At 59.6% G+C, this 20,050-nt stretch carries 18 protein-coding genes; 7 read left to right on the forward strand and 11 right to left on the reverse strand.

Annotation, left to right across the window (positions count from 1 at the left end):
* Positions 1-12 precede the first annotated feature (12 nt).
* From ACM6IN_RS04180 to ACM6IN_RS04225, 10 genes are read right to left on the reverse strand one after another with little or no spacing between them, the layout of a single operon-like run.
* Complete coding sequence (locus tag ACM6IN_RS04180; protein ID WP_007919437.1) at positions 13-1,149, reverse strand: glycosyltransferase; 1,137 nt, start codon at positions 1,147-1,149, stop codon at positions 13-15.
* A complete protein-coding gene (locus tag ACM6IN_RS04185) occupies positions 1,142-2,110 on the reverse strand; it encodes a glycosyltransferase (protein ID WP_095111620.1) in 969 nt (322 codons plus the stop codon). The genes ACM6IN_RS04180 and ACM6IN_RS04185 overlap by 8 nt, the downstream gene beginning before the upstream one ends.
* Positions 2,107-3,474, reverse strand: coding sequence for an O-antigen ligase family protein (locus ACM6IN_RS04190; protein ID WP_414915463.1), 1,368 nt, complete (start codon positions 3,472-3,474; stop codon positions 2,107-2,109). Before ACM6IN_RS04190 ends, ACM6IN_RS04185 begins: the two co-directional genes overlap by 4 nt.
* Positions 3,471-4,559 carry a glycosyltransferase family 4 protein gene (locus ACM6IN_RS04195; protein ID WP_414915464.1) on the reverse strand — a complete coding sequence of 363 codons (1,089 nt, stop codon included), beginning with the start codon at positions 4,557-4,559 and terminating at the stop codon, positions 3,471-3,473. Before ACM6IN_RS04195 ends, ACM6IN_RS04190 begins: the two co-directional genes overlap by 4 nt.
* The gene (locus tag ACM6IN_RS04200; RefSeq protein ID WP_007919472.1) at positions 4,556-6,148 is read right to left on the reverse strand and encodes a GumC family protein; all 1,593 of its coding nucleotides are present in this window, start codon (positions 6,146-6,148) and stop codon (positions 4,556-4,558) included. Before ACM6IN_RS04200 ends, ACM6IN_RS04195 begins: the two co-directional genes overlap by 4 nt.
* A gap of 16 nt (positions 6,149-6,164) precedes the next feature.
* On the reverse strand, positions 6,165-7,187 hold the full coding sequence (locus ACM6IN_RS04205) for a polysaccharide biosynthesis/export family protein (protein ID WP_007919474.1): 1,023 nt from the start codon (positions 7,185-7,187) through the stop codon (positions 6,165-6,167).
* A gap of 21 nt (positions 7,188-7,208) precedes the next feature.
* Positions 7,209-7,856, reverse strand: a complete 648-nt coding sequence (locus ACM6IN_RS04210) for a CpsD/CapB family tyrosine-protein kinase (RefSeq protein ID WP_095111617.1) — start codon at positions 7,854-7,856, stop codon at positions 7,209-7,211.
* Positions 7,856-8,602, reverse strand: coding sequence for a sugar transferase (locus ACM6IN_RS04215; RefSeq protein WP_007919478.1), 747 nt, complete (start codon positions 8,600-8,602; stop codon positions 7,856-7,858). Before ACM6IN_RS04215 ends, ACM6IN_RS04210 begins: the two co-directional genes overlap by 1 nt.
* Before the next feature lie 18 nt (positions 8,603-8,620).
* Complete coding sequence (locus ACM6IN_RS04220; protein ID WP_414915465.1) at positions 8,621-9,658, reverse strand: NAD-dependent epimerase; 1,038 nt, start codon at positions 9,656-9,658, stop codon at positions 8,621-8,623.
* Positions 9,655-11,007, reverse strand: coding sequence for a UDP-glucose dehydrogenase family protein (locus ACM6IN_RS04225; protein WP_095111616.1), 1,353 nt, complete (start codon positions 11,005-11,007; stop codon positions 9,655-9,657). Before ACM6IN_RS04225 ends, ACM6IN_RS04220 begins: the two co-directional genes overlap by 4 nt.
* Positions 11,008-11,393: 386 nt before the next feature.
* Here ACM6IN_RS04225 and ACM6IN_RS04230 point away from each other — a divergent pair, with 386 nt between their 5' ends.
* From ACM6IN_RS04230 to ACM6IN_RS04260, 7 genes are all read left to right on the forward strand, one after another.
* Positions 11,394-13,091: a sulfatase-like hydrolase/transferase gene (locus ACM6IN_RS04230; protein ID WP_414915466.1), complete on the forward strand. Its 1,698-nt coding sequence runs from the start codon at positions 11,394-11,396 to the stop codon at positions 13,089-13,091.
* 199 nt (positions 13,092-13,290) lie between these two features.
* Positions 13,291-13,944, forward strand: coding sequence for an ABC transporter ATP-binding protein (locus tag ACM6IN_RS04235; RefSeq protein ID WP_414915467.1), 654 nt, complete (start codon positions 13,291-13,293; stop codon positions 13,942-13,944).
* Complete coding sequence (locus ACM6IN_RS04240; RefSeq protein ID WP_414915468.1) at positions 13,941-16,412, forward strand: FtsX-like permease family protein; 2,472 nt, start codon at positions 13,941-13,943, stop codon at positions 16,410-16,412. Before ACM6IN_RS04235 ends, ACM6IN_RS04240 begins: the two co-directional genes overlap by 4 nt.
* Positions 16,402-17,469 (forward strand): lipocalin-like domain-containing protein, encoded by a 1,068-nt coding sequence (locus tag ACM6IN_RS04245; RefSeq protein WP_414915469.1) that lies wholly within the window; start codon positions 16,402-16,404, stop codon positions 17,467-17,469. The genes ACM6IN_RS04240 and ACM6IN_RS04245 overlap by 11 nt, the downstream gene beginning before the upstream one ends.
* A 166-nt stretch (positions 17,470-17,635) precedes the next feature.
* The gene (locus ACM6IN_RS04250; protein ID WP_007919491.1) at positions 17,636-17,878 is read left to right on the forward strand and encodes a hypothetical protein; all 243 of its coding nucleotides are present in this window, start codon (positions 17,636-17,638) and stop codon (positions 17,876-17,878) included.
* Positions 17,879-17,888: 10 nt separating this feature from the next.
* Complete coding sequence (locus tag ACM6IN_RS04255) at positions 17,889-18,086, forward strand: hypothetical protein (protein ID WP_007919492.1); 198 nt, start codon at positions 17,889-17,891, stop codon at positions 18,084-18,086.
* Positions 18,087-18,171: 85 nt separating this feature from the next.
* Positions 18,172-18,756 (forward strand): hypothetical protein, encoded by a 585-nt coding sequence (locus tag ACM6IN_RS04260; RefSeq protein ID WP_042704991.1) that lies wholly within the window; start codon positions 18,172-18,174, stop codon positions 18,754-18,756.
* Between the two features lie 350 nt (positions 18,757-19,106).
* Here ACM6IN_RS04260 and ACM6IN_RS04265 read toward each other — a convergent pair whose 3' ends face one another.
* Positions 19,107-19,910 (reverse strand): glycosyltransferase family 2 protein, encoded by an 804-nt coding sequence (locus tag ACM6IN_RS04265; RefSeq protein ID WP_102902789.1) that lies wholly within the window; start codon positions 19,908-19,910, stop codon positions 19,107-19,109.
* Between the last annotated feature and the right edge of the window lie 140 nt (positions 19,911-20,050).

Below are 20,050 nucleotides of genomic sequence, written 5' to 3' on the forward strand. Positions count from 1 at the left end.
GCATGAGTCCTCTCAACGATTCTGGTCAGGATTCCACTGTGCGTAGCGTTGCCCGCGCAGGAACTGCCACAGACCGACGCTCATGCCGGCCAGCGTCACCAGCAGGAATGCTGCGAGGCGGAACGGTTTGGGTAAACGGTGTTGCGAATCCAGCAGGCCGGCGATGGCAACCGCGTAGCCGAGCAATTGCGCAATCAGGCTCAGGCGATAGAAACCGTGCTCGTTCCACAGCCAGAAATTGCTCAGCAGCAGCGGCAGCAAGAGAATCGGCGCGAGACGGCGGATCAGTTTGTGGCTGATCAAGGCAATGGAATAAAGGCCGTACTTGAACGGGTTCAGCAGTGCGCTGCGTTGCGCCAGGCTTTGCAGGCCACCAACCGTGACCCGCTGGCGGCGGCGCCATTGCTTGCCCGCTTCATCAACGCCCTGGTCGATCACTTGCGCCTGGGGTACGTAAACGATGCGTTTGTGCGCGACCGGCGCGCAGGTACTGATGAAGAAGTCGTCGTTGACCTCGGCCGGTACGTTCTGGAACAGTTCGCGGCGCAAGGCGAGCAGGGCGCCGTCGGCGGAGACCATGCAGCCGGTGCGATTCTCGACCCGGCGCAACCAGCCTTCGTAATGCCGATAGAGGCTGTCGCCAATACTCAGGCCACCACCGGTGACCGGGATCACCATGTGCCCGGCGCAGGCACCGACCTGCGGATCGCTCAACGGCGCGAGCAAATGGCCGAGGGTGTCGCGCGACCATTGGTTGTCGGCGTCGGTGAACACCAGAATGTCGCCGCTGCTCACAGCGACGCCGGCATTCAGTGTGGCGGCTTTGCCCTGGCGCGGCAGGTCGAGGACGGTGATGCGCGGATCGATCACTTTGTGCGCGCAGGCCACGGTGTCATCGCTCGAGCCGTCGCTGGCGAGAATGATCTGCAGCGCTGCGGGCTGATAATCCTGGGCCAGCAGGGTGCGCAACTTGTGCTCGATGTGTCGCGCCTCGTTGTGCGCGGCGATGACGATGCTGACGTTCAGCGGCGGTGCCGGCGCGTGCCGCCAGGCCGGGAACAGCGGCGCCAGCAAGGTCAGCAGCAGCGGATAGCCGATGTAGGCGTACGCCGGCAGCACAAGGCACAGGCAAAAAATGAATTCAGCCACGGGCGGGCCTCCTGGCGTTCCAATGACACAGACTGAGAATAAGTGCCGCGCTGGGCAGGTGCAGGCGTAACCAGTGCAGACCCCACAGTTGCAAGGTGAGGCGAGCATTGTGGTGCTTGATGCTCTGCCGCACGCTGAGCATCAGACTCGGCAGCAGGGTCAGCACCAGCAGGATCACCGCGAGCTGCGCGAGGCCGGCGAGCAAGGCAACGATCAGTAGAAAATCCGTCATCCAGACCAGCAACGACAGCAGCGGAAAACGCAGCAGGCGCAGGCTCATGCCATGGGTGCGCAACAACTGCAGGTGGCTGCCCTGACGCCACAGCTCCTTGCCCATCCACTCGCGCCAGTTCATTTCGTAGCCCCAATGCAGGGCGATACTGTTACTGGTCGACAGCAGCCGAGCGCCCTGTGTGCTCAGACGCAAGGTGTATTCCTTGTCTTCGCCGGTGCGCAGGGTTTCGTTGAATCCGCCGACGACGTCAAACCAGCGTTTGCGCATCAACAGGTTGGCGCTGGGCAGCCAGTCCACGGTGCGACTGGCGTGCGCTGATGGACGCAACATGCGCCGTTGCCAGGCGGTCGCGTACCACGGCGCGGCGGCGGGGGTGTGCAGATCCAGGCCAAAAATGTCGCCCTGATTCTGCGCTTCGAGAGCGAACAGTTCGTTCAGCCAGTCTTCGGGCATTTCGATATCGGCATCAATGAACGCCAGCCATTCACCGCTGGCAACCGTTGCGCCACGATTGCGCAAGGCGCCGATCAGCAGGCCGGGCAGCACCAGCACCTGTGCGCCGAAGGCGCGGGCGATCTGTGGCCCGTCATCAGTGGAACCGTTGTCGACGACGATCAGTTCACAGTCGATGTCGGCGGCGTTCGCAGCTTTGCGAGCGGCCAGGAGGGTGCGGCCGATGTGCCGTGCCTCGTTGTACATCGGAATGACGATGCTGATTCGGCTCATGCTCTGGCCTCCGTCAGCGGCGCTTGCTCGGCTTTCAGGCGCAGCACCCAGGTCAGTGCAAGCATGATCCACAGGTACTTCAGGTTCGGCGCGCTGAGAAACATCAGAAACAACGTCAACGACAGAAAACTCATTCCCAGATGGGTGATCAGGTCGGCGTGCTGCCACTCGTGCCGTTGCAGCCATTCGCGTCGTGCGCGAATCAGGTTGTAGAAACCTTGCACGAGCATGCCGACAAACAGCAGGCCGGCGGGAATCCCCAATTCGCTGAAGATCTCCAGATAAGTGTTATGCGCCCGGCGATACAGGTCGCCGATCTTGCGGTTGGCCGAGAATGCCTTGGCATAACCGGTGGTCGCATAGTGCAACGGGAAGGTCCCCGGGCCCGAGCCGAGCAGCGGATGTTCGCGGATGATCTGGCTGCCGACGACAATGTACGAGGCGCGACGGCCGAGGGATTCATCCTGAGCCTTGGCCCCGGCGCTCAAGATACTCAGCGACTGGATGCGCGCCAGATAACCGGCAGGCATCGCATAAATCGCCAATGGCAGCACGATGGCGGCGCCGAGCATGGCGAATCCGAAGTGCCGCGGACGGATACGGTTGAGGTGCTGGCGGTAATGCCAGACCCCGATCGCCAGACTCAAGGCCAGTACCACCAGGCCTGAGCGCGACTCGGTTTTGGTCATGCCGCCCAGCAGCAACAGGCAGCAGCCGGCCCAGAACAATCGTTGCAGCAGGTTCGGGCTGCGAATCACCAGCAGCAGGCCCAGCGGCACGGCGAAGGCGATCAGCAGCGCAAAGGCATTCGGGTCTTCGAGCAGGCCGGCGGCGCGGCCCTTGTCCTGGAATCTGCTGGAAAACATCGCCATCGCGCAGGTCGCGCTAACGCTGAGCGTGACCAGCCGGGCGAACAGATCGAGGTTCAGCTCGCGGCCGATCAACAAAGTGATCACGAACAGAATCAGGCCCACGCTCAGTTCACGCAGATGACTCTGTGACATGCCCATGTTGTCGGTGGCGAGCAGGCTGAGCAGGTACAGCGCCATGAAACCGATCAGGTAGCGCCACAGATTGCTGCGCAGGCGCTGCGATGGAATCTGATGCAATGCCAGTTGCAACGCCAGGATCAGTGCCAGCGAAGCACCGATGAATTTGCTCCCCGATAACGCGCTGTCCTTGAAGAACCCTTCAAACGGCACCAGCGCGGCAATACCCAGCAGGCCCCACGACGGTTTGCGGTACAGCACCGTGAAACCCAGCAGCCCCAGCACTGCCCCCGGCGCCAGATACGGATAAGGACTGACCAGCAAAGCCATGCAGACCAGTGCCAGCAGGCTGACGATCGAGAGCGGGAAAATCATGCGCGTGCCTCCCGTGCCGTGTGGATGTACAGCTGCGACCAGTGTTCAGCCAAAGCCTTGAGGTCGTAGCGTTCCTGTTGTGTGCGTCTGGCGTTGTCGCGCAGTTGCGCGGCCAGTTTCGGTTCGGCCAGCAACGTGTCGAGTTGACGGGCGAGGGCGGCGGTATCGGTCGGTGCGGCGAGCAGGCCGTTGTGGCGGTCCTGCAAGACATCGGGAATGCCACCGACCGCGAACGCCACCACGGGCACACCGGCCTGCATCGCTTCAAGCAGAATCATCGGTGTACCCTCGGTGCGCGAGCTGATCACCAGCGCATCGAGTTGCTGCCACCAGCCTTGCATCGCCGCCTGATAGCCCGGCAAGCGAATCCGCTGTGGTAAACCGGCAGCGTCGATACGCGCCTGCAAGGCTTCACGTTCCGGACCGTCACCGAGCATCACCGCGTCCAGTTGCGGATGCTGGTGACACAGCGCAATCAGCGCATCGAGAAACAGATCCGGACCTTTCTCGCTGCTCAACCGACCGACGTAACCGACCAGCCAGCGTTGTCGTTCCAGCGGCGGCAGCGCTGGCGCCGCTGGCAAACCGTTGGCAATCACCTGCAACTTCTCCGCACGAACGCCAGCCTGACGGTGCAGCGCAGCGATGCTTTGCGCTACGCAGACCACTCGCTTCACCGAGGCCGTGCGGCACAATTGCAGGCTTAGCCAGGTGTAGAACTTCTGCTTGCGACTGCGCGGGGTGAAACCGTGCTGGGTGATGACCAGCGGCAGGCGCAATAGCGTTGCGCCGACCCAGCCAAACAGTTGTCCTTTGAAGTTGTGCGTGTTGAGCAACGGCTTGTCACTACGGCGCTGATGCAAGTGCCGCAGTAGTCCGCCGAGCCCGGCACAGCCGCGGGCGTCCACCCCGGCCTGACGAAAGCGCTCGATCAGCTCGGCTGGCGCGTCGAGGAACAGCACCTGATGCTGCCCCGGCGTCGCCAGGCAATGATCCAGCAACATCCGCTCGGCTCCGTAGAAGCCGCCGCTGCTGAGCAAATGAATGATCGGCAGGGCGACGCACGGGGTGGACGCCGCGTTCAATTGCGCACCCAGTGAACCAGGCTGGGCATGGTCCAGTTCTTGTGCGGATTGCCAGGCTGCGACGTTTCTTCATTGATTACCAACAGCACCGGCAGGCCCAGTTCATGACTGATTTGCGCCGGATGTTTGAAGCGGTGATCGAAGAACTCACGCACGTAGACGAAGGCAATGGCCAGCAGCAGACCGGTGAGCAGGCCGAACGGAATGATCAGCATCGGCTTGGGAAACGCCGCCTCGGTCGGTTCATACGGCGGACTCAAGACACGGGCGTTGGACAAGTCGTTGTCCAGCGCGCGGGTCGTGCTGCTTTCGGCAAAGCGTTGCGCATAGGTTGAAAACGCTGCGTGCAATGCGCCGATCTCGGTGTCCATCTGGCGCAGCTTGCTTTGGGTTTGCTGCAATTGATGGATGCGATTCTTGAATTCGGCAATGCGTGCAGTTTTCTGCTCGATGACCTGGCTGACCACCGACAGGTCGATCGTGCGTTCCTGGATGCGGTTGTTGACCACTTTGAGGAACTGCTGGCGGGTGCGGGCAATTTGCTCGCGGGTCAGCAACATCGGTTCGCTACTGGGTTGAAATACCGCGAGGTCATTCATATAGCGGCTGACCTGAGTGGTCAGTGCCTCGCCCATCTGCCGGATCTCACGGTCTTCGAACGCGATGTTGTCCACCGTGGTGGTGAAGGTGAACGGGAAGGTGTAGTCGTTGAGCTTGTTGGTGTTGGCGGCGGCCAGGCTGGTTTTCAGGTAATCGAGCCAGCGCTGGCTTTGCAGCAAGCGATCGCGATACAGGTTGAGTGCCTGCTCTTCAGTGTTGATCGCGTTGAGGCGAAAGGTGATTTCCTCTTTCGGATCGGACGAACCGACACTTTCCAGCAGGCTCAGCCGTGCGCCTTCCAGACCGTCGAGCCGCACCTGATATTGATGCTTCTTGGTCTCGTAGAACGAGTGCGGCAGCTCGATCGATTGCAGCGCCTGACGATCGACTAGATAGTTGCGCAGCAACGTGGCAACGAACGTTGTGCCCTGGGCAGGATCAGGGAAGCTGTAGACGATCGAGATCACATTGGAACCCGGCAGGGTTTCGATCTTCAGATTGTCGATGGCTTCCTGGGTCAAGCCATCCAGTGCCGTGTCGCGCACCGGATCGGTTTCCATGCCCAGTGCATCACGCAGCGGATTGATCACGTATTCGCGCAGCGGCGTGCTGACGTAATTCTTGAACGGTTCGCCGAGCAGCTTGCTGAGCATCCCCGGCGGCGGGTTGTACTGACCCTGATCGCGCAGTTCGCTGATGGTCTGACGGATCAGCGCCGGCGAACGGAGGATATTGCTTTCGGTTTCCATGTCTGCCAGCGATGGCGGAATGAAGGTGGCGTTGTCCTGGGTCAGCGAGGTGGTCGCATCGCCCTGAGACAGTTTTTTCGACTGCACGATCACCTGTGCGGTGATATCGAAGCTCTGTTTGAGCAACAGCGGCAGCAACAGCGCGATCACTGCAAAGATCAGGAAGATGCGCTTCACCAGTTGCTTGTTGGCGAAGAAAATCCTGAAGAACTCGTGCAGGTAATTTTCTTTTGGGTTCATGTCGTTCACCTGAGAGTCAGTTGTCACTGCCTTTGTTGTCGACGCGGTAGCCGAAGCTGAAACCCACGCCCTGGAACAGCACCACATCGGCCAATTGGCGGGCGAGTTCGCCGGCGCTGGCCAGTTTGGTTTTCGGTACGTAAAGCATGTCGTCCGGTTGCAGGTAGGCGATCTGTGGCGCATCGCCCGACAGTGCTTTCTCCACGTCGTAGTTCATGGCCTGCACCTGATTGCCGTTGCGCCGCATGATCACCACCGAATCGAGACGCGCCTTGACATTGGTACCGCGCGCCAGGGTCAGCGCCTCAAGCACCGACACCGGACGGCGGATCGGGTACGAGCCCGGTTGAGCGACTTCGCCGAGTACGTAGATCTCGTTGCCGGCGGTGGATTTCAGCAGCACATCCACAGTCATCCGTCCCGGCAATTGCGCGTACTTGCTATTGAGGAAGGTTTCCAGTTGATTGACCGTCATGCCTTGCAGCGGCACAGCGCCGATTTCCGGAAAACTCGCATAGCCATCGGTGCCGACGGTGATTTCGCGGCTCATGCCGGTGGCCGGGTGGTTCAGCGCGCTTTTGAGGTTCTGCTCGTTGCTCAGCGGGCTGAGAATCTGCACCGAGAGCTGATTGCGGTTGGGCTGGAACAGCTGCTTGCGTTGATAGGCGCGCTGGATTTCCTGCCGCGCCTCGTCGCTGGTCAGCCCGGCGATTTTCACCGAGGTGTTGGCGCCCGGCAGTTCGATGGTGCCGTCAGGCAGCACCAGTTGCGTGCCGTTGAGCTGACTGGCGGCGGTGAAGTTCAGGCCGATCTGGTCACCCGACTGCACGCGGTAAGCGTCCGAGCCACTGGTACTGATGTGGAAAATCACATCCAGCACATCTTTCGGGCGCAGGGTCTGCTCGACCCTCGGCATGTCGGTGGCCTGCGCATTGGCCGGTGTGGCGGTGAGGATATTCACCGGCATGTTGCGGGTTTCGGAATTGCTGGTGCAGCCTGCAAGCGGCAGCAACAGCAGGACAAGCATTTTGGCGTTCATGGCGTCATCCTTTGCGTTCGCTTACAGGTTTTTGTAAAGCCATTTGGGCATGTAGTACTTGCGCCGGTTGAACACGCTACCGACCACTTTTGCCCCGGCCTGGGTCAGGCGTTGCACGGCGGCCTGGGCGACTTCCCAACGGGTGTCTTCGGCGCGTACCACAAACACCACGCCGTCGACCTGAGTGCTGATCACCAGCGTGTCGGCGGCGGAGTACACCGCGTCGCCGTCGATCACCACGAAGCGGTACTGGCTGCCCAATTGATCAAGCAACGGGCTCAGACGCTCGGCGGTCAGGTGCTCCAGGGTGCGGATTGGCCGGCCGTTGGGCAGCACGTGGAACGGCAGGCTCGAGACCTGCACCACACAGTCCTGCAACAGCGGCGGTTTGTCGGGGTTGAACAGCAAGTCGCGCAGGCCGCGCTCCTTGCTCAGGTTCAACTGCTGGGTGAGGTTGTCGGCCGACTGGCTGGCGTCGACCAGCAGCACTTGGCCGCTGCTCATTTGCGCCAGTTGGCTGGCCAGCGCCAGGGCACTGGTGGTGGTGCCGGCGCCGGGGTTGGCGGCGGTCAGGAACAGGATCCGCAGATCGAGATCCAGCACGGTCGAGGTCAGGTTCGATTCGCTGGGGGTGGCGATGCTCAGGCTTTTATTGGTTGAACCGTCCATTAGCTTGCTCCGTGGCCGCTGAATACTTTGAAGGGGGTTTTCAACAGAATCTTCAGATCAAGCAGAAGGCTCTGCTCGGCGATGTAGCTGAGGTCCAACTCAACGCGCTGGTCGAAGTCGATATTGCTGCGTCCGGAGATCTGCCACAGGCCGGTCATGCCGGGGTAGATCGCCAGACGCGCGAGGTGGTTGTCCTTGTAGCGGTAAGCGTTGAACGAGGTCGGACGCGGCCCGACCAGGCGCATGTCGCCGGTCACTACATTGATCAGGTTGGGCAATTCATCGAGGCTGGTGCGCCGCAGGAAACCGCCGATGCGGGTGATGCGCGGGTCGTGGTCGATCTTGAAATCGATCGCGTCGGCACCGTGTTTGTTGAGGTGACGCAGCGACTCTTTCAGTTCTTCGGCGTTGGCCACCATGGTGCGAAATTTGAACATGCCGAATTTGCGGCCGCGATATCCGGTGCGTTTCTGCACGAACATCACCGGCCCGGGGCTGGAGAATTTGATGACCAGCGCCAGACCCAGCAACAGCGGCGAGATCAGCACCAGGATCAGCAGCGCCCCAAGGCAGGCGACCACCCGATTGGTGCGTGACAGTTGCCATGGCCGACCGCCGTCGCGGCCCGTAAACCAGCCGCGACCCTGGCGATGAATCGCCGCGTCGAGACGCATTCGGTGCTCGGGATCCACGCGCTTGTCGCGGCGCATTTCTTGGATCGCTACACTTTTCTCATGTCCAGTCATGGAGTCCTCCACATTCATTCAGCCGCGAACGGCGCGTGGGCGATAGGCAGTGGGGTAGTAGTCGCGGAACCAGGCGATAAAGCATCCGAGTCCCTCATCCAGCTCTATCCGGGGCTGAAATCCGGTGGCCTGAGCCAGGTCGCTGGCCTCGGCGCAGGTGTTGAGTACGTCGCCCGGTTGCAGCGGCAGCAGCTCGACAATGGCTCTCTGGCCGAGGTGCTTTTCCATCAGCGCCAGATAGGTCTTGAGTTCAACCGGATGCTGCCCGCCGATGTTGAACAACCGCCACGGTGCCATGCTGCTGGCCGGGTCGGGTTGCTTGCGATTCCATTGCGGATCGGCGTGCGGCGGGCGGTGGGTGAGGCGAGCGATGCTTTCGATGATGTCGTCGATGTAGGTGAAATCGCGCTGGTGTTCGCCGTAGTTGAACAGCTTCAGCGGCATCCCTTCGCTGATCGCCCGGGCGAACTGGATCGGCGACATGTCCGGCCGGCCCCAAGGCCCATACACGGTGAAAAAGCGCAGGCCGGTGCAAGGAATGCCGAACAGGTGGCTGTAACTGTGCGCCATCAGTTCATTGGCTTTCTTGGTCGCGGCGTACAGCGACAGCGGATGATTGACGCCGTCCTGCACCGAGTACGGCGTGTGCTGGTTGGCGCCGTACACCGAACTCGACGAGGCGTAAATCAAATGCTCGACCGGGTGATGCCGGCAACTCTCCAGAATGTTGAGGAAACCGTTCAGGTTGCTGTCCAGATATGCCCGTGGATTTTCCAGCGAGTAGCGCACCCCGGCCTGCGCCGCCAGGTGAATCACCACTTGCGGACGTTCGCGGACAAACAGCGCTTCGATGGCCGAGGCATCGGCCAGGTCAACCGTGGCGAGCTGGAAATCGCCGACCTGCTCACGCACCCATTGCACGCGATCGTGCTTGAGTTGCGGGTCGTAGTAGGCGTTGAAATTATCCAGACCGACCACCGAGTGTCCGTCGCGCATCAGCCGCAGCACGCAATGGGCACCAATGAAGCCGGCCGCACCGGTGACCAAGACCTTCATGGCCGTAGTCCTTCAGGCGCAATGTGACGTAGACCGATGCCGCTGTAATGCAGGCCGGCGGCCGCCACTTGTTCCGGGTTGTAGAGGTTGCGGCCGTCGATGATCACCTTCGAACGCAGCTTTTCGGCGAGCAACTCGAAATCGACCACGCGGAAGTTTTTCCACTCGGTGCAGATCACCAGCGCATCGGCGTCTTCCAGGGTGTCGTCGCGGGTGGCGCACAGGTGCAGATCGTTGCGGTAGCCGTAGAGGCGCCGGCATTCGGACATGGCTTCCGGGTCGTAGGCCTGCACACTGGCACCCTCGGCCCACAGCGCATCCATCAGATAACGGCTCGGGGCTTCGCGCATGTCATCGGTGTTTGGTTTGAACGCTAGACCCCATACAGCAATCGATTTACCCGCCAGGCCTTGCGGGAACTGTGCTTTGAGTTTGCTGAACAGGATGTGCCGCTGCAGGTCGTTGACGTCGGTGACGCTGCGCAGCAGTTTCAGCGGCATGCCGTTGTGTTCGGCGGTGTGCAGCAGCGCGCGCAGGTCTTTGGGAAAGCACGAGCCACCGAAGCCGCAGCCCGGATAGATGAAGTGGTAGCCGATGCGCGGATCCGAACCGATGCCTTTGCGCACCGCTTCGATGTCGGCACCGAGCAGTTCGGTGAGATTGGCCAACTCGTTCATGAAACTGATGCGCGTGGCGAGCATGGCGTTGGCGGCGTACTTGGTCAGTTCGGCGCTGCGGTTGTCCATGAACATCAGTTTTTCGTGGTTGCGGCAGAACGGTGCGTATAGCTCGCTCATCTGCTCGCGGGCCGCGTCGTCGCGGGTGCCGACGATGATCCGGTCCGGACGCATGCAGTCGGCGAGGGCGCTACCTTCTTTGAGGAATTCCGGGTTGGACACTACCCGCACTTGCAGATCAGTCTTGCCGCGGCGCAGCAGTTCGCTGTTGGCGGTAGCCAACACCTGATCAGCCGTGCCCACCGGTACCGTGGATTTGATGATGAGGGTGCGGTCAGCTTCCATATACGAAGCGATTTGCCTGGCGACGTTGAGCACGTGGCTGAGGTCGGCGGAGCCATCCTCATCGGCCGGGGTGCCGACGGCGATGAAAATCAGCTCGGCATGCTCGACCGCGTCGCTGGCCTGGGTGCTGAACAGCAGACGGCCGGCCTTGATGTTTTCCTCAAGCGTGCTGGACAAACCTGGCTCGCTAATGGGCGGCACCGCTTGTTGCAGTTGTTTAATCTTGTTTGGGTCAATGTCCACGCATAAAACGCGATGACCGACATCTGCAAGTGCGGCGGCTTGTATAAGTCCGACATAGCCAGTGCCAAATACGCTCACGTCCATCTGCGCACCTCAATATCACCAAAAGTTAACTACGGAATGAGATTGTTAAAGGGGTATAGCGCAGCGTTTGAAAAGCGTGTCAGCAAAATGACATGTTGCATCTGTATAACACTTGAGCATTTTTTGGCGATTGGCCATCAAGTCATTGCTGCGATTGAATTTGTTGCTTTTGTGCAGATTTGTTCAGATTTTAAATAAGCGATAAACGGTCGTAAGCCGCTAATTTAAAGGCTTGTAGCGTCTTGGTTGTGTCAGATTTGAGTCACCGTTTTTTTGACGCTTTCTATAAAAAACAGTCAATTCTTGCGCTTTGATGGCCGGGTGCTAGTGTCAGGTTCTGACTGACAAACCTTTGACTCCCTGCCGTTTGCCTGATCGGTATCGCCATGTTCAGATATGCCAAAGAATTGTTCTTAATTGTTTATTTTTTGATTTATTCCGAATATTACATTGATCGGTTAAATGCTATCGGCTTCAGTTTTGCTGTACTTCTTTTTGGCGCAATGTTTTTGGCGCTTACTTTGGCGTTATATCTAATGGCGTATATAAGGCAGACTCTCATTCGCCACGTGTTCGCATTGGCAATGTTTGTCTCGGCAGTGTTTTTCGATGTCTATACCCGGGTCACGGCGGATTACCTGACCTACAGCGGTTTCGTGTCATTGGTTTACTCCGGCGGTTTCATCCAGGAAGCGGCGTACCAGTACCGGGACGCGCTCCTGCGTGGCGTGCTCAGTGGTTTGCTGTTGCTGTTCGGCATCGGTCTGAAGCCCCGCCATGGGTTGGCGGTTCCCAACGCTTTGCGTGTGGCGGCGCCACTGTGTGGTGTGCTGCTGCTCAGTGCGGTGCTGTTTTTGCGTGCGGGTGAGGGCGCGCGCGGCTTGCCGATCATGTACACGCCGCTGGCCTATCTCAATCTGTTTGCCTATGAAGCGCTGCACAACACCGTCGGCCCGCGCGAACCAGTGACGCTGGCGCGCACCTCACAAGCCGTCGGGCATGACATCGTGCTGATCATCGACGAAAGCATCTCCGGCAATTACCTCGACATCAACGCGCCGTTCGGTGTGCACAGCAACCTCAAACAGGCGCGTCCCGGCGTCGATGTCTTCAATTACGGCTACGCGGCGTCCATCGCCAATTGCAGCGCCGACACCAACGTGACCCTGCGCTATGGCGGCACCCGCGCCGACTACATGCGCATCAACAGCACGCTGCCGTCGATTTGGCAGTACGCCAAGAAGGCCGGTCTGCGCACCGTGTACATCGACGCCCAGCGCACCGCCGGCAACCTGCAGAACCTGATGACCGAAACCGAGAAGAAGGACATCGACCAGTTCGTGCAATTCGACCAGACCAGCGTGCGCGATCGCGACATGGCGGCGGCAGCGAAGCTGATCGAATTGCTCAACGATGACCAGCCGGAGCTGGTGGTGATCAACAAGGTCGGCGCGCACTTCCCGGTGCATGACAAATACCCGGATGCGTTCATGGCCTACCGCCCGACCTTGCCGCGCGGGCAGTTCACCGAGGTGGCCGATACCGGCGAACGCAACGGTTTCAATGGTCAGCCGGATGACTGGGTGCTGTACCGCAATGCCTACAAGAACACCGTGTTGTGGAACGTCGGCGAGTTTTTCGCGCGGGTGTTCGCCGAGGCCAATCTGAACAATGCGCTGCTGATCTACACCTCTGATCATGGCCAGGATTTGCATGAGCGCGGTAATCCGGGCTTGAACACTCACTGCGGTGGCGATCCAGTGGAGGAGGAAGGATTGGTGCCGCTGGTGGTGATTCAGGGCAGCGATCTGAAAACGCTGGACTGGTCGGCACAACTGGCGGCGAACAAGGATCGTTCCAGTCACTACAACATTTTCCCGACGCTGTTGCAGTTGATGGGCTATGACCTGACGGGGATCGAGGCTGTTTATGGCAAGCCACTGAGTGTCGCGACGGCGGATGAATTTACCTTCAACTACCGCTTCAATGCGCGGCTGGGGGCCAAGCCTGAGTGGAAGCACATTGATCTGGGCAGCATTGTCACGCCATCGCAGGCGCCGGCGAGTGTCGCGGCCGGTCAGTAGATTTTGGGTTGGCAGGACTGGCCCCATCGCTGGCAAGCCAGCTCCCACAGTGTTTTAGGGTGAATTCAATATTTGTGAACTACCTCATTCCCTGTGGGAGCTGGCTTGCCAGCGATGAGGCCATAGAGTTCACCGCAAGATTCAGCTCTGTCACCGGCATCCGCTATCCTTGCCCCACACTGACCGATCAGGTGGCGGCATGCTTCGTGTTGAAAACGTCTTCAAAAGCTATCTCACCCCGCAAGGCCCATTGCCGGTGCTGCAAGGCGTCGACCTGACGCTGGCGCCCGGCAGTAGCCTTGCGCTGATGGGCGAGTCCGGCAGCGGCAAAAGCACGTTGCTGCACCTGGTGGCCGGCCTCGACAAAGTCGACAGCGGCAGCATTCGCAGCGGCGAGCATCGATTGGAAACGATGAACGAGGCGCAACTGGCGAATTGGCGGCGCAGCGAAATCGGCCTGGTGTTCCAGCAGTTCAACCTGATCGGCAGCCTGCGCGTCGAAGACAATCTCGCTTTTCAGGCGCGCCTTGCCGGTCGTCATGAGCCGCGTTGGCAGGCGCATCTGGTGCAGCGTCTGGGTCTCGGCGATTTGCTCAAGCGTTATCCCGAGCAACTTTCCGGTGGTCAGCAGCAGCGGGTCGCGTTGGGCCGGGCGCTGGCCTCGCAGCCGAAATTGCTGTTGGCCGATGAGCCCACCGGCAGCCTCGACGAAGCCACCAGCGACGAAGTCCTGCGGCTGTTGCTGGAATTGCTCGATGACACGCCAACCACTTTGTTGATGGTCACCCACAGCCCGCGAGTCGCGGCCCGATTGGCGCAGCGAGTGGTGTTGTCCAGTGGACGGCTGACGTGATCGTCTTTGCGCAAACGCTACGCGCGTTGCTCAGCCATTGGCGGCGTCATCCGGTGCAGTTTTTCAGTGTGCTGACCGGGTTGTGGCTGGCGACCAGTTTGCTCACCGGCGTCGAAGCGTTGAACAGTCAGGCGCGCGACAGCTACGCGCGGGCCAGCCAATTGATCGGCGGTGAACCGCAGGCCAGTCTCAGCACACCGAACGGGGCGACTTTTGCGCAGCAATGGTTCGTTGATCTGCGTCGACAGGGCTGGCCGGTGTCACCACTGCTGCAGGGTCGGTTGCTGCTCAAGGGCCATGAAGATCAGCGCCTGCAACTGATGGGCATCGAGCCGGTGTCATTGCCGGCCGATTCCGCAGTGGCCGGGCAGGCGCTGCCGATTGAGCGTGTCGTCGAGTTTTTCACGCCGCCGGGCAGTACCTGGATTTCACCGGAAACCTTGCAAGCGCTGGGTCTGCGCGAAGGCGACACGCCGCAAACGGCTAATGGTCTGCGATTGCCGCCATTGCTCGCGCAAAAGGACATGGCGCCCGGCCTGTTGCTGGTGGACATCGGCGTCGCGCAGACCCTATTGGAACAACCCGGGCAATTGTCGCGGCTGTTGTTGCCCAAGGATTTTCACGCCGAGTTACCCGCCGTGTTCAAGGGGCAGTTGCAGCTCAAAAGCAGCGGCGAGGAAAACAATCTGGCGCGACTGACCGAAAGCTTTCACCTGAATCTCGATGCGCTGGGATTTCTCTCGTTCGTGGTCGGCTTGTTCATTGTCCACGCCGCCATCGGCCTTGCTTTGGAGCAACGGCGCGGCTTGTTGCGTACGCTGCGCGCCTGTGGGGTCAGCGCGCGAATGCTGATTTTTTGCTTGATCGTTGAGCTGGGTGTGCTGGCGCTGATCGGCGGATTGTTCGGCGTGATCAGCGGCTATTGGTTGGCCAGCGTGTTGCTGCCGGATGTCGCCGCCAGCCTGCGCGGATTGTACGGCGCCGAAGTGGCGGGGCAGTTGCGCCTCAGTCCGTGGTGGTGGTTCAGCGGCATCGGTTTGAGCCTGCTCGGCGCGTTGCTTGCCGGGGCCAACAGTCTGTTGCGCGCCGCCCGTTTGCCGTTGTTGGCCGTGGCGGATCCGCAAGCCTGGCATCAGCAATACGCGCGCTGGCTGCGCCGACAAGGTTGGCTGGCGGCGCTGTTGGCGATGATTGCGTTGGTTGCATTGATCTGGGGCGACAGTCTGGCCAGCGGTTTTGTCCTGATGGCCGGATTGCTGATCGGCGCAGCATTGGCGCTACCGGTGTTGCTCAGCGCGCTGTTGAATCAGTTGCTCGGACGCAGTCGCTCGGTGCTCGGTCAGTGGTTTCTTGCCGATTGCCGCCAGCAACTGCCGGCACTGAGTCTGGCGTTGATGGCATTGCTTTTGGCGCTCGCCGCCAACATTGGTGCGGGCAGCATGACCGCCGGTTTTCGCCAGACCTTCAACGACTGGCTCGAACAACGCCTGAGCGCCGAGCTGTATATCAACCCGAGTAATCCGGCGCAGTCGCGGGAAATGTACAGCTGGCTCAAGCAGCAGCCGAATGTTGCGGCGATTCTGCCCAACTGGCAGGTCGCGGTGACGTTGCAAGGCTGGCCGGCGGAAGTGTTCGGCATCATCGATCACGCGCATTATCGCCAGCACTGGCCGCTGCTTGATGCGATGGGCGACGATCCGTGGGCACATCTGGCCACGGATGATGCGGTGATGCTCAGCGAGCAAATCGCCCGGCGCCTGAAATTGCACGTGGGTGAAAATGTGGCGATTCCGACACCCAACGGCACTTGGTCGCCGCGCATCGTTGGCATCTACGCCGACTACGGCAATCCCAAGGGGCATTTGCTGGTCAGTATCCACCACCTGCTGCGCGGCTGGCCGCAACTGACGCCGAACCGTTTCAATCTGCGCATCGAGCCGCAGAGCATCCCGGCGTTGTTGAATAGCTTGCAGGCGCGCTTTCAACTGGAGGACAGCCGCATCGTCGATCAGGCGCGGCTCAAGGGCTGGTCGGTGCAGGTTTTCGAACGCACCTTTGCGGCCACTGCGGCGTTGAACAGCCTGACCCTGGCGGTGGCGGGTGTGGCGCTGTTCATCAGCCTGCTGACGCAGAGTCAAAGTCGCCTCGGCCAACTTGCACCGCTGTGGGCGTTGGGCGTAACGCGGCGGCAATTGATGCTGCTCAATCTCGGCCAGACGTGGCTGCTGGCGGTGCTGACATTGGTGCTGGCGTTGCCGCTGGGGATCGCGCTGGCGTGGTGTCTGGACGCGGTGATCAACGTGCAAGCGTTTGGCTGGCGGCTGCCGTTACGGGTGTTTCCGTGGCAATTGCTGCAGTTGATGGGGTGGGCGTTGCTGGCGACGTTGCTGGCGTCGGCATGGCCGCTGTACTCGCTGTACCGCACGCAACCGGCTGATCTGCTGAGGACGTTTGCCCATGAGGATTAACCTCGTTGTGCTGATGGTTTTGTTGCTGCTCGGTGGTTGCGATCAATCGGTGCCGGAGCAGAAAGGCTTCGCCGGGATGGGCGATCAGGCGTTGGCGTTCACGCCGGTGGTGCCGGGGCGAGTGTTCAGTTTTCCGGCGGATCACGCTGCGCATGAGGGGTTTCGCATCGAGTGGTGGTACGTCACCGCCAATCTCAAGGATCAGCAGGGTAACGAATTCGGCGTGCAGTGGACGCTGTTTCGCAGTGCATTGAAACCAGTGGCGGAGCAGGCTGGGTGGGCTGATCAGACGATCTGGCTGGGGCATGCGGCGGTGACTTCGAGCACGGTGCATCACGCCGCCGAACGTTACGCCCGAGGCGGGGTGGGGCAGGCGGGTGTGCAACTGGCGCCGTTCGAGGCGTGGATCGATGATTGGCGGTTTGCCAGTCAGGCGCAGGATCCCCTGAGCGACCTGCAACTCAGCGCTCGCGATAAGGATTTCGCCTATCAACTGCACCTGACGTCCAGCCGCCCGCTGGTGTTGCAGGGCGACAAGGGGTTCAGTCAGAAATCCGAAGAGGGGCAGGCGTCGTATTACTACAGCCAGCCGTTTTTCCAGGCCAGCGGAACGTTGCAGATCGACGGCCAGAGCTACACCGTCAGCGGCCCCGCGTGGCTCGATCGGGAATGGAGCAGCCAGCCACTGACCGCCAATCAAACCGGTTGGGACTGGTTCTCCCTGCACCTGGACAGCGGCGAACACGTGATGCTTTACCGCATGCGCCAGAAGGACGGCGCGCCGTATCTCACCGGTACCTGGATTGCTGCCGATGGCCACACGCAAACCCTGAATAGCTCGCAGATCCAGCTCAACCCGCAAGACACCGCGAAAGTCGCTGGCCGGGTTATGCCGGTGAAATGGACGATCAGCATCCCCGACAAACACCTCGACATTACCCTCGACGCGCTCAACCCCAACGCCTGGATGAACCTGCGTATCCCGTACTGGGAAGGTCCGGTGCGCATCAGCGGCAGTCATCCCGGCCGGGGCTATCTGGAAATGACCGGGTACTGAAAGGTATCCGCAAATCCCTGTAGGAGCTGCCGAAGGCTGCGATCTGTTGAGGTTGCTTTTAAGACCAACATCAAAAGATCGCAGCCTTCGGCAGCTCCTACAATGGATCGGTTTGAACTCGGCTTACTGTGTTGTCCTCTACAGAAAAACCTGTCGAGGATTTGCCATGAGCGACGACCTGCAACCCCCAGACATGACCACCTGGCAGCGTCTGTTTGATGACCGGACCTACTGGCAGCAATCCCCCGACGCGCATTATTTCGATCTGCAACGCATCGCCGATGACCTGCTCGGCCAGGGCGCCATCGATCTTGAGCAATGGCAGATCCTGCGCGCCAAAGCCGACGACCTGCACAAGGATTCCCCCGCGATCAACGTCACCCGTGAACTCGATGACCCCGAAGCCTGAGGACAGCCCCATGAAACCCATCACCCAAGGCGAACACCCCGACGAACCCCGGCCACCGGGCGAAACCGAACGCGACAACGACGCCCTGCGCCCCACCGACCCGAAACAGCGTGAAAACACTGGCAAAGGCACGCCCAGCGGCGAGTCCACCGCGCAGGACACCGCCAAACAACAGACCTCCTCGACACAAACCAAAGCCAAGCCCTGAACAGCGTCTATGCTCAGTGGCACGTTCGTCGCCGAAGCCAATTCGGCGCCGGGCGCTGCCATTCATCACAGGGAAAGTAATGCATATGAAGCTCGACGCACTGGCCAAGGCCATCACCCTCGCAACCGTACTGTCCGCCACCAGCTTCGGCGCTCTGGCTGCCGATATTCCTCTGTCCGCCACTGTTGAAGCCGATCAGGTCACCACCAAAGTGATCTCCGTCGATGCCGCCAACCATCAGGTTGTGCTCGAAGGTGCCGAAGGCAAGCCGGTTCATGTTCAGCTCAGCGACAAGGCGAAAAACCTCGCCAATCTCAAGGCCGGCGATCAGGTCAACATCCAGGTACAGCGTTCCGTCGCCGCCTACCTCGATACCGATGTGGATAAAGGTCTGCCTGGCACCACCGAACGTACCGGTGAGCTGCGTAAGGCTCCGGGCAGCGATAACCCCGGCGGCGAAGCGTACCGTCAGGTTCAGGTGCAATTGAAAATCACCAAAATTGATTTGAAGACAAATCAGGTGACCCTGCAAAATCCGGCGGGCGTGTCGAAAGTTCTCGACGTGAAAAAGCCTGAAATCCAAGCCAAACTGAAAGATCTGAAAGAAGGGCAGAGCGTTATTGTCACTTACACCGATATCTTGAAAGTGACCAGTCAACACGAAAGTTGAGCTTTAACTCTACAAGATGACTGCTCTTGTACAGTTTTTGTATTAGAGTAGTCATACTATTAGTTTGGATTGACCTCATTGAAAGTTTCATGAAAGGAATCGTCGATAAATATCTATTAACGCTTTCGTACATAAATTTCATATTCAAGAATGAGGACATAAGCGCCAACTTCTATTAAAATCCTTCCCGTTCGCCCAGTGTCAGGGCTCTTTACCGGTGCATGGATTGCCAGGCCATTACACTGGGCGAACACCTCTTCGGAGTAGTTGTATACAATTTCTGCAAACAAAAAGGGCGACTTTAAAAGTCGCCCTTTTTGTTTGCGGTGGATTAAACCGAGATTTGCACGTCAGGCTTGCTGCTCTTGAAAGCGCTTCAGCGTGGCCTGATACATTTTTGTCCTGCGGTGATTTTTCCCGTAGGTGCCCGCCGCCGCGACGGTACCTGCCTGAATGTGATCCAGATAGCTGAAAATCTTGCGCGGTGATAGAAACTTGATGCCATAACCCAGGCTGCTCATTCGATCTTGCAACGTGTAGCCGGGTACGAGGTCATCCATGCAGAAGTGCAGGCCTTGGGACTTCATCAAGCGCGCATTCCACAATGTGCAGAAACTTTTCAGATGCGTTTCTTTGTACGGCCTTGGCATTTTCGAACGCATACCCAGACGCACTTTTGCTTTACGAACATAGTGCTTGCAGAAGCGCGAAGTTAGACGCCAAGTGTCACGAACAATCCCGCGATTGAGTTGTTCGACACAACCGACTGCGGCCATGTCCGGCGTTTTCGTGCATTCGCGCATCATCATGGCAAACACCTCTTTGTCGTAGACAAAGGTGTCGGTGTGCAACAGAAACAGATAATCGGTGTCGACTTTTTCCAGTGCCAGATCCAGTGCCTTGCCATGCGCAATATGCCCGGCTTCCTTGCCCGGCGAAGGCCGCTCGATCAAGTTGATCCAGTCGAGCGAGCGCAAGTAATCCAGGCTGGCATCCGCCGAATCGTTATCCACCACCCACACCGGAATGCGTTGCTCCTGAACGTGCTCACGCAAAAGCTCAAGGCACATTCGGGTGATGTCCGGGGTTTTGTAATTTACCAAGACAAGGCTGAAATTCGACGCTGGCTGGGTTGGTAAATCAAACGCTTTCATGTCGGAAGGGCTCATCTGCGATTCAAAGGCAACAGGGTTTCTTGGCCGCGATCGTAGCGAGGCAACCTTAGTCGAACCTTAATTTGCGGATGTGACGGTAGATGTATGCCGAAGGGAGATCGCTGGTCTTATGAAATGCA

Origin of the sequence: Pseudomonas sp. IT-P395 (assembly GCF_949767675.1) — a bacterium.
Lineage (GTDB): Bacteria > Pseudomonadota > Gammaproteobacteria > Pseudomonadales > Pseudomonadaceae > Aquipseudomonas.

What these genes read in the sequence shown, in the direction of transcription:
- ACM6IN_RS04185 (WP_095111620.1), bottom strand. Translation starts at nt 2,110, where the DNA reads ATGAGCCGAATCAGCATCGTCATTCCGATGTACAACGAGGCACGGCAC.
- ACM6IN_RS04215 (WP_007919478.1), bottom strand. Translation starts at nt 8,602, where the DNA reads ATGACTGGACATGAGAAAAGTGTAGCGATCCAAGAAATGCGCCGCGAC.
- ACM6IN_RS04225 (WP_095111616.1), bottom strand. Translation starts at nt 11,007, where the DNA reads ATGGACGTGAGCGTATTTGGCACTGGCTATGTCGGACTTATACAAGCC.
- ACM6IN_RS04245 (WP_414915469.1), top strand. Translation starts at nt 16,402, where the DNA reads ATGAGGATTAACCTCGTTGTGCTGATGGTTTTGTTGCTGCTCGGTGGT.
- ACM6IN_RS04190 (WP_414915463.1), bottom strand. Translation starts at nt 3,474, where the DNA reads ATGATTTTCCCGCTCTCGATCGTCAGCCTGCTGGCACTGGTCTGCATG.
- ACM6IN_RS04210 (WP_095111617.1), bottom strand. Translation starts at nt 7,856, where the DNA reads ATGGACGGTTCAACCAATAAAAGCCTGAGCATCGCCACCCCCAGCGAA.
- ACM6IN_RS04265 (WP_102902789.1), bottom strand. Translation starts at nt 19,910, where the DNA reads ATGAAAGCGTTTGATTTACCAACCCAGCCAGCGTCGAATTTCAGCCTT.
- ACM6IN_RS04200 (WP_007919472.1), bottom strand. Translation starts at nt 6,148, where the DNA reads ATGAACCCAAAAGAAAATTACCTGCACGAGTTCTTCAGGATTTTCTTC.
- ACM6IN_RS04230 (WP_414915466.1), top strand. Translation starts at nt 11,394, where the DNA reads ATGTTCAGATATGCCAAAGAATTGTTCTTAATTGTTTATTTTTTGATT.
- ACM6IN_RS04205 (WP_007919474.1), bottom strand. Translation starts at nt 7,187, where the DNA reads ATGAACGCCAAAATGCTTGTCCTGCTGTTGCTGCCGCTTGCAGGCTGC.
- ACM6IN_RS04220 (WP_414915465.1), bottom strand. Translation starts at nt 9,658, where the DNA reads ATGAAGGTCTTGGTCACCGGTGCGGCCGGCTTCATTGGTGCCCATTGC.
- ACM6IN_RS04250 (WP_007919491.1), top strand. Translation starts at nt 17,636, where the DNA reads ATGAGCGACGACCTGCAACCCCCAGACATGACCACCTGGCAGCGTCTG.
- ACM6IN_RS04255 (WP_007919492.1), top strand. Translation starts at nt 17,889, where the DNA reads ATGAAACCCATCACCCAAGGCGAACACCCCGACGAACCCCGGCCACCG.
- ACM6IN_RS04235 (WP_414915467.1), top strand. Translation starts at nt 13,291, where the DNA reads ATGCTTCGTGTTGAAAACGTCTTCAAAAGCTATCTCACCCCGCAAGGC.
- ACM6IN_RS04260 (WP_042704991.1), top strand. Translation starts at nt 18,172, where the DNA reads ATGAAGCTCGACGCACTGGCCAAGGCCATCACCCTCGCAACCGTACTG.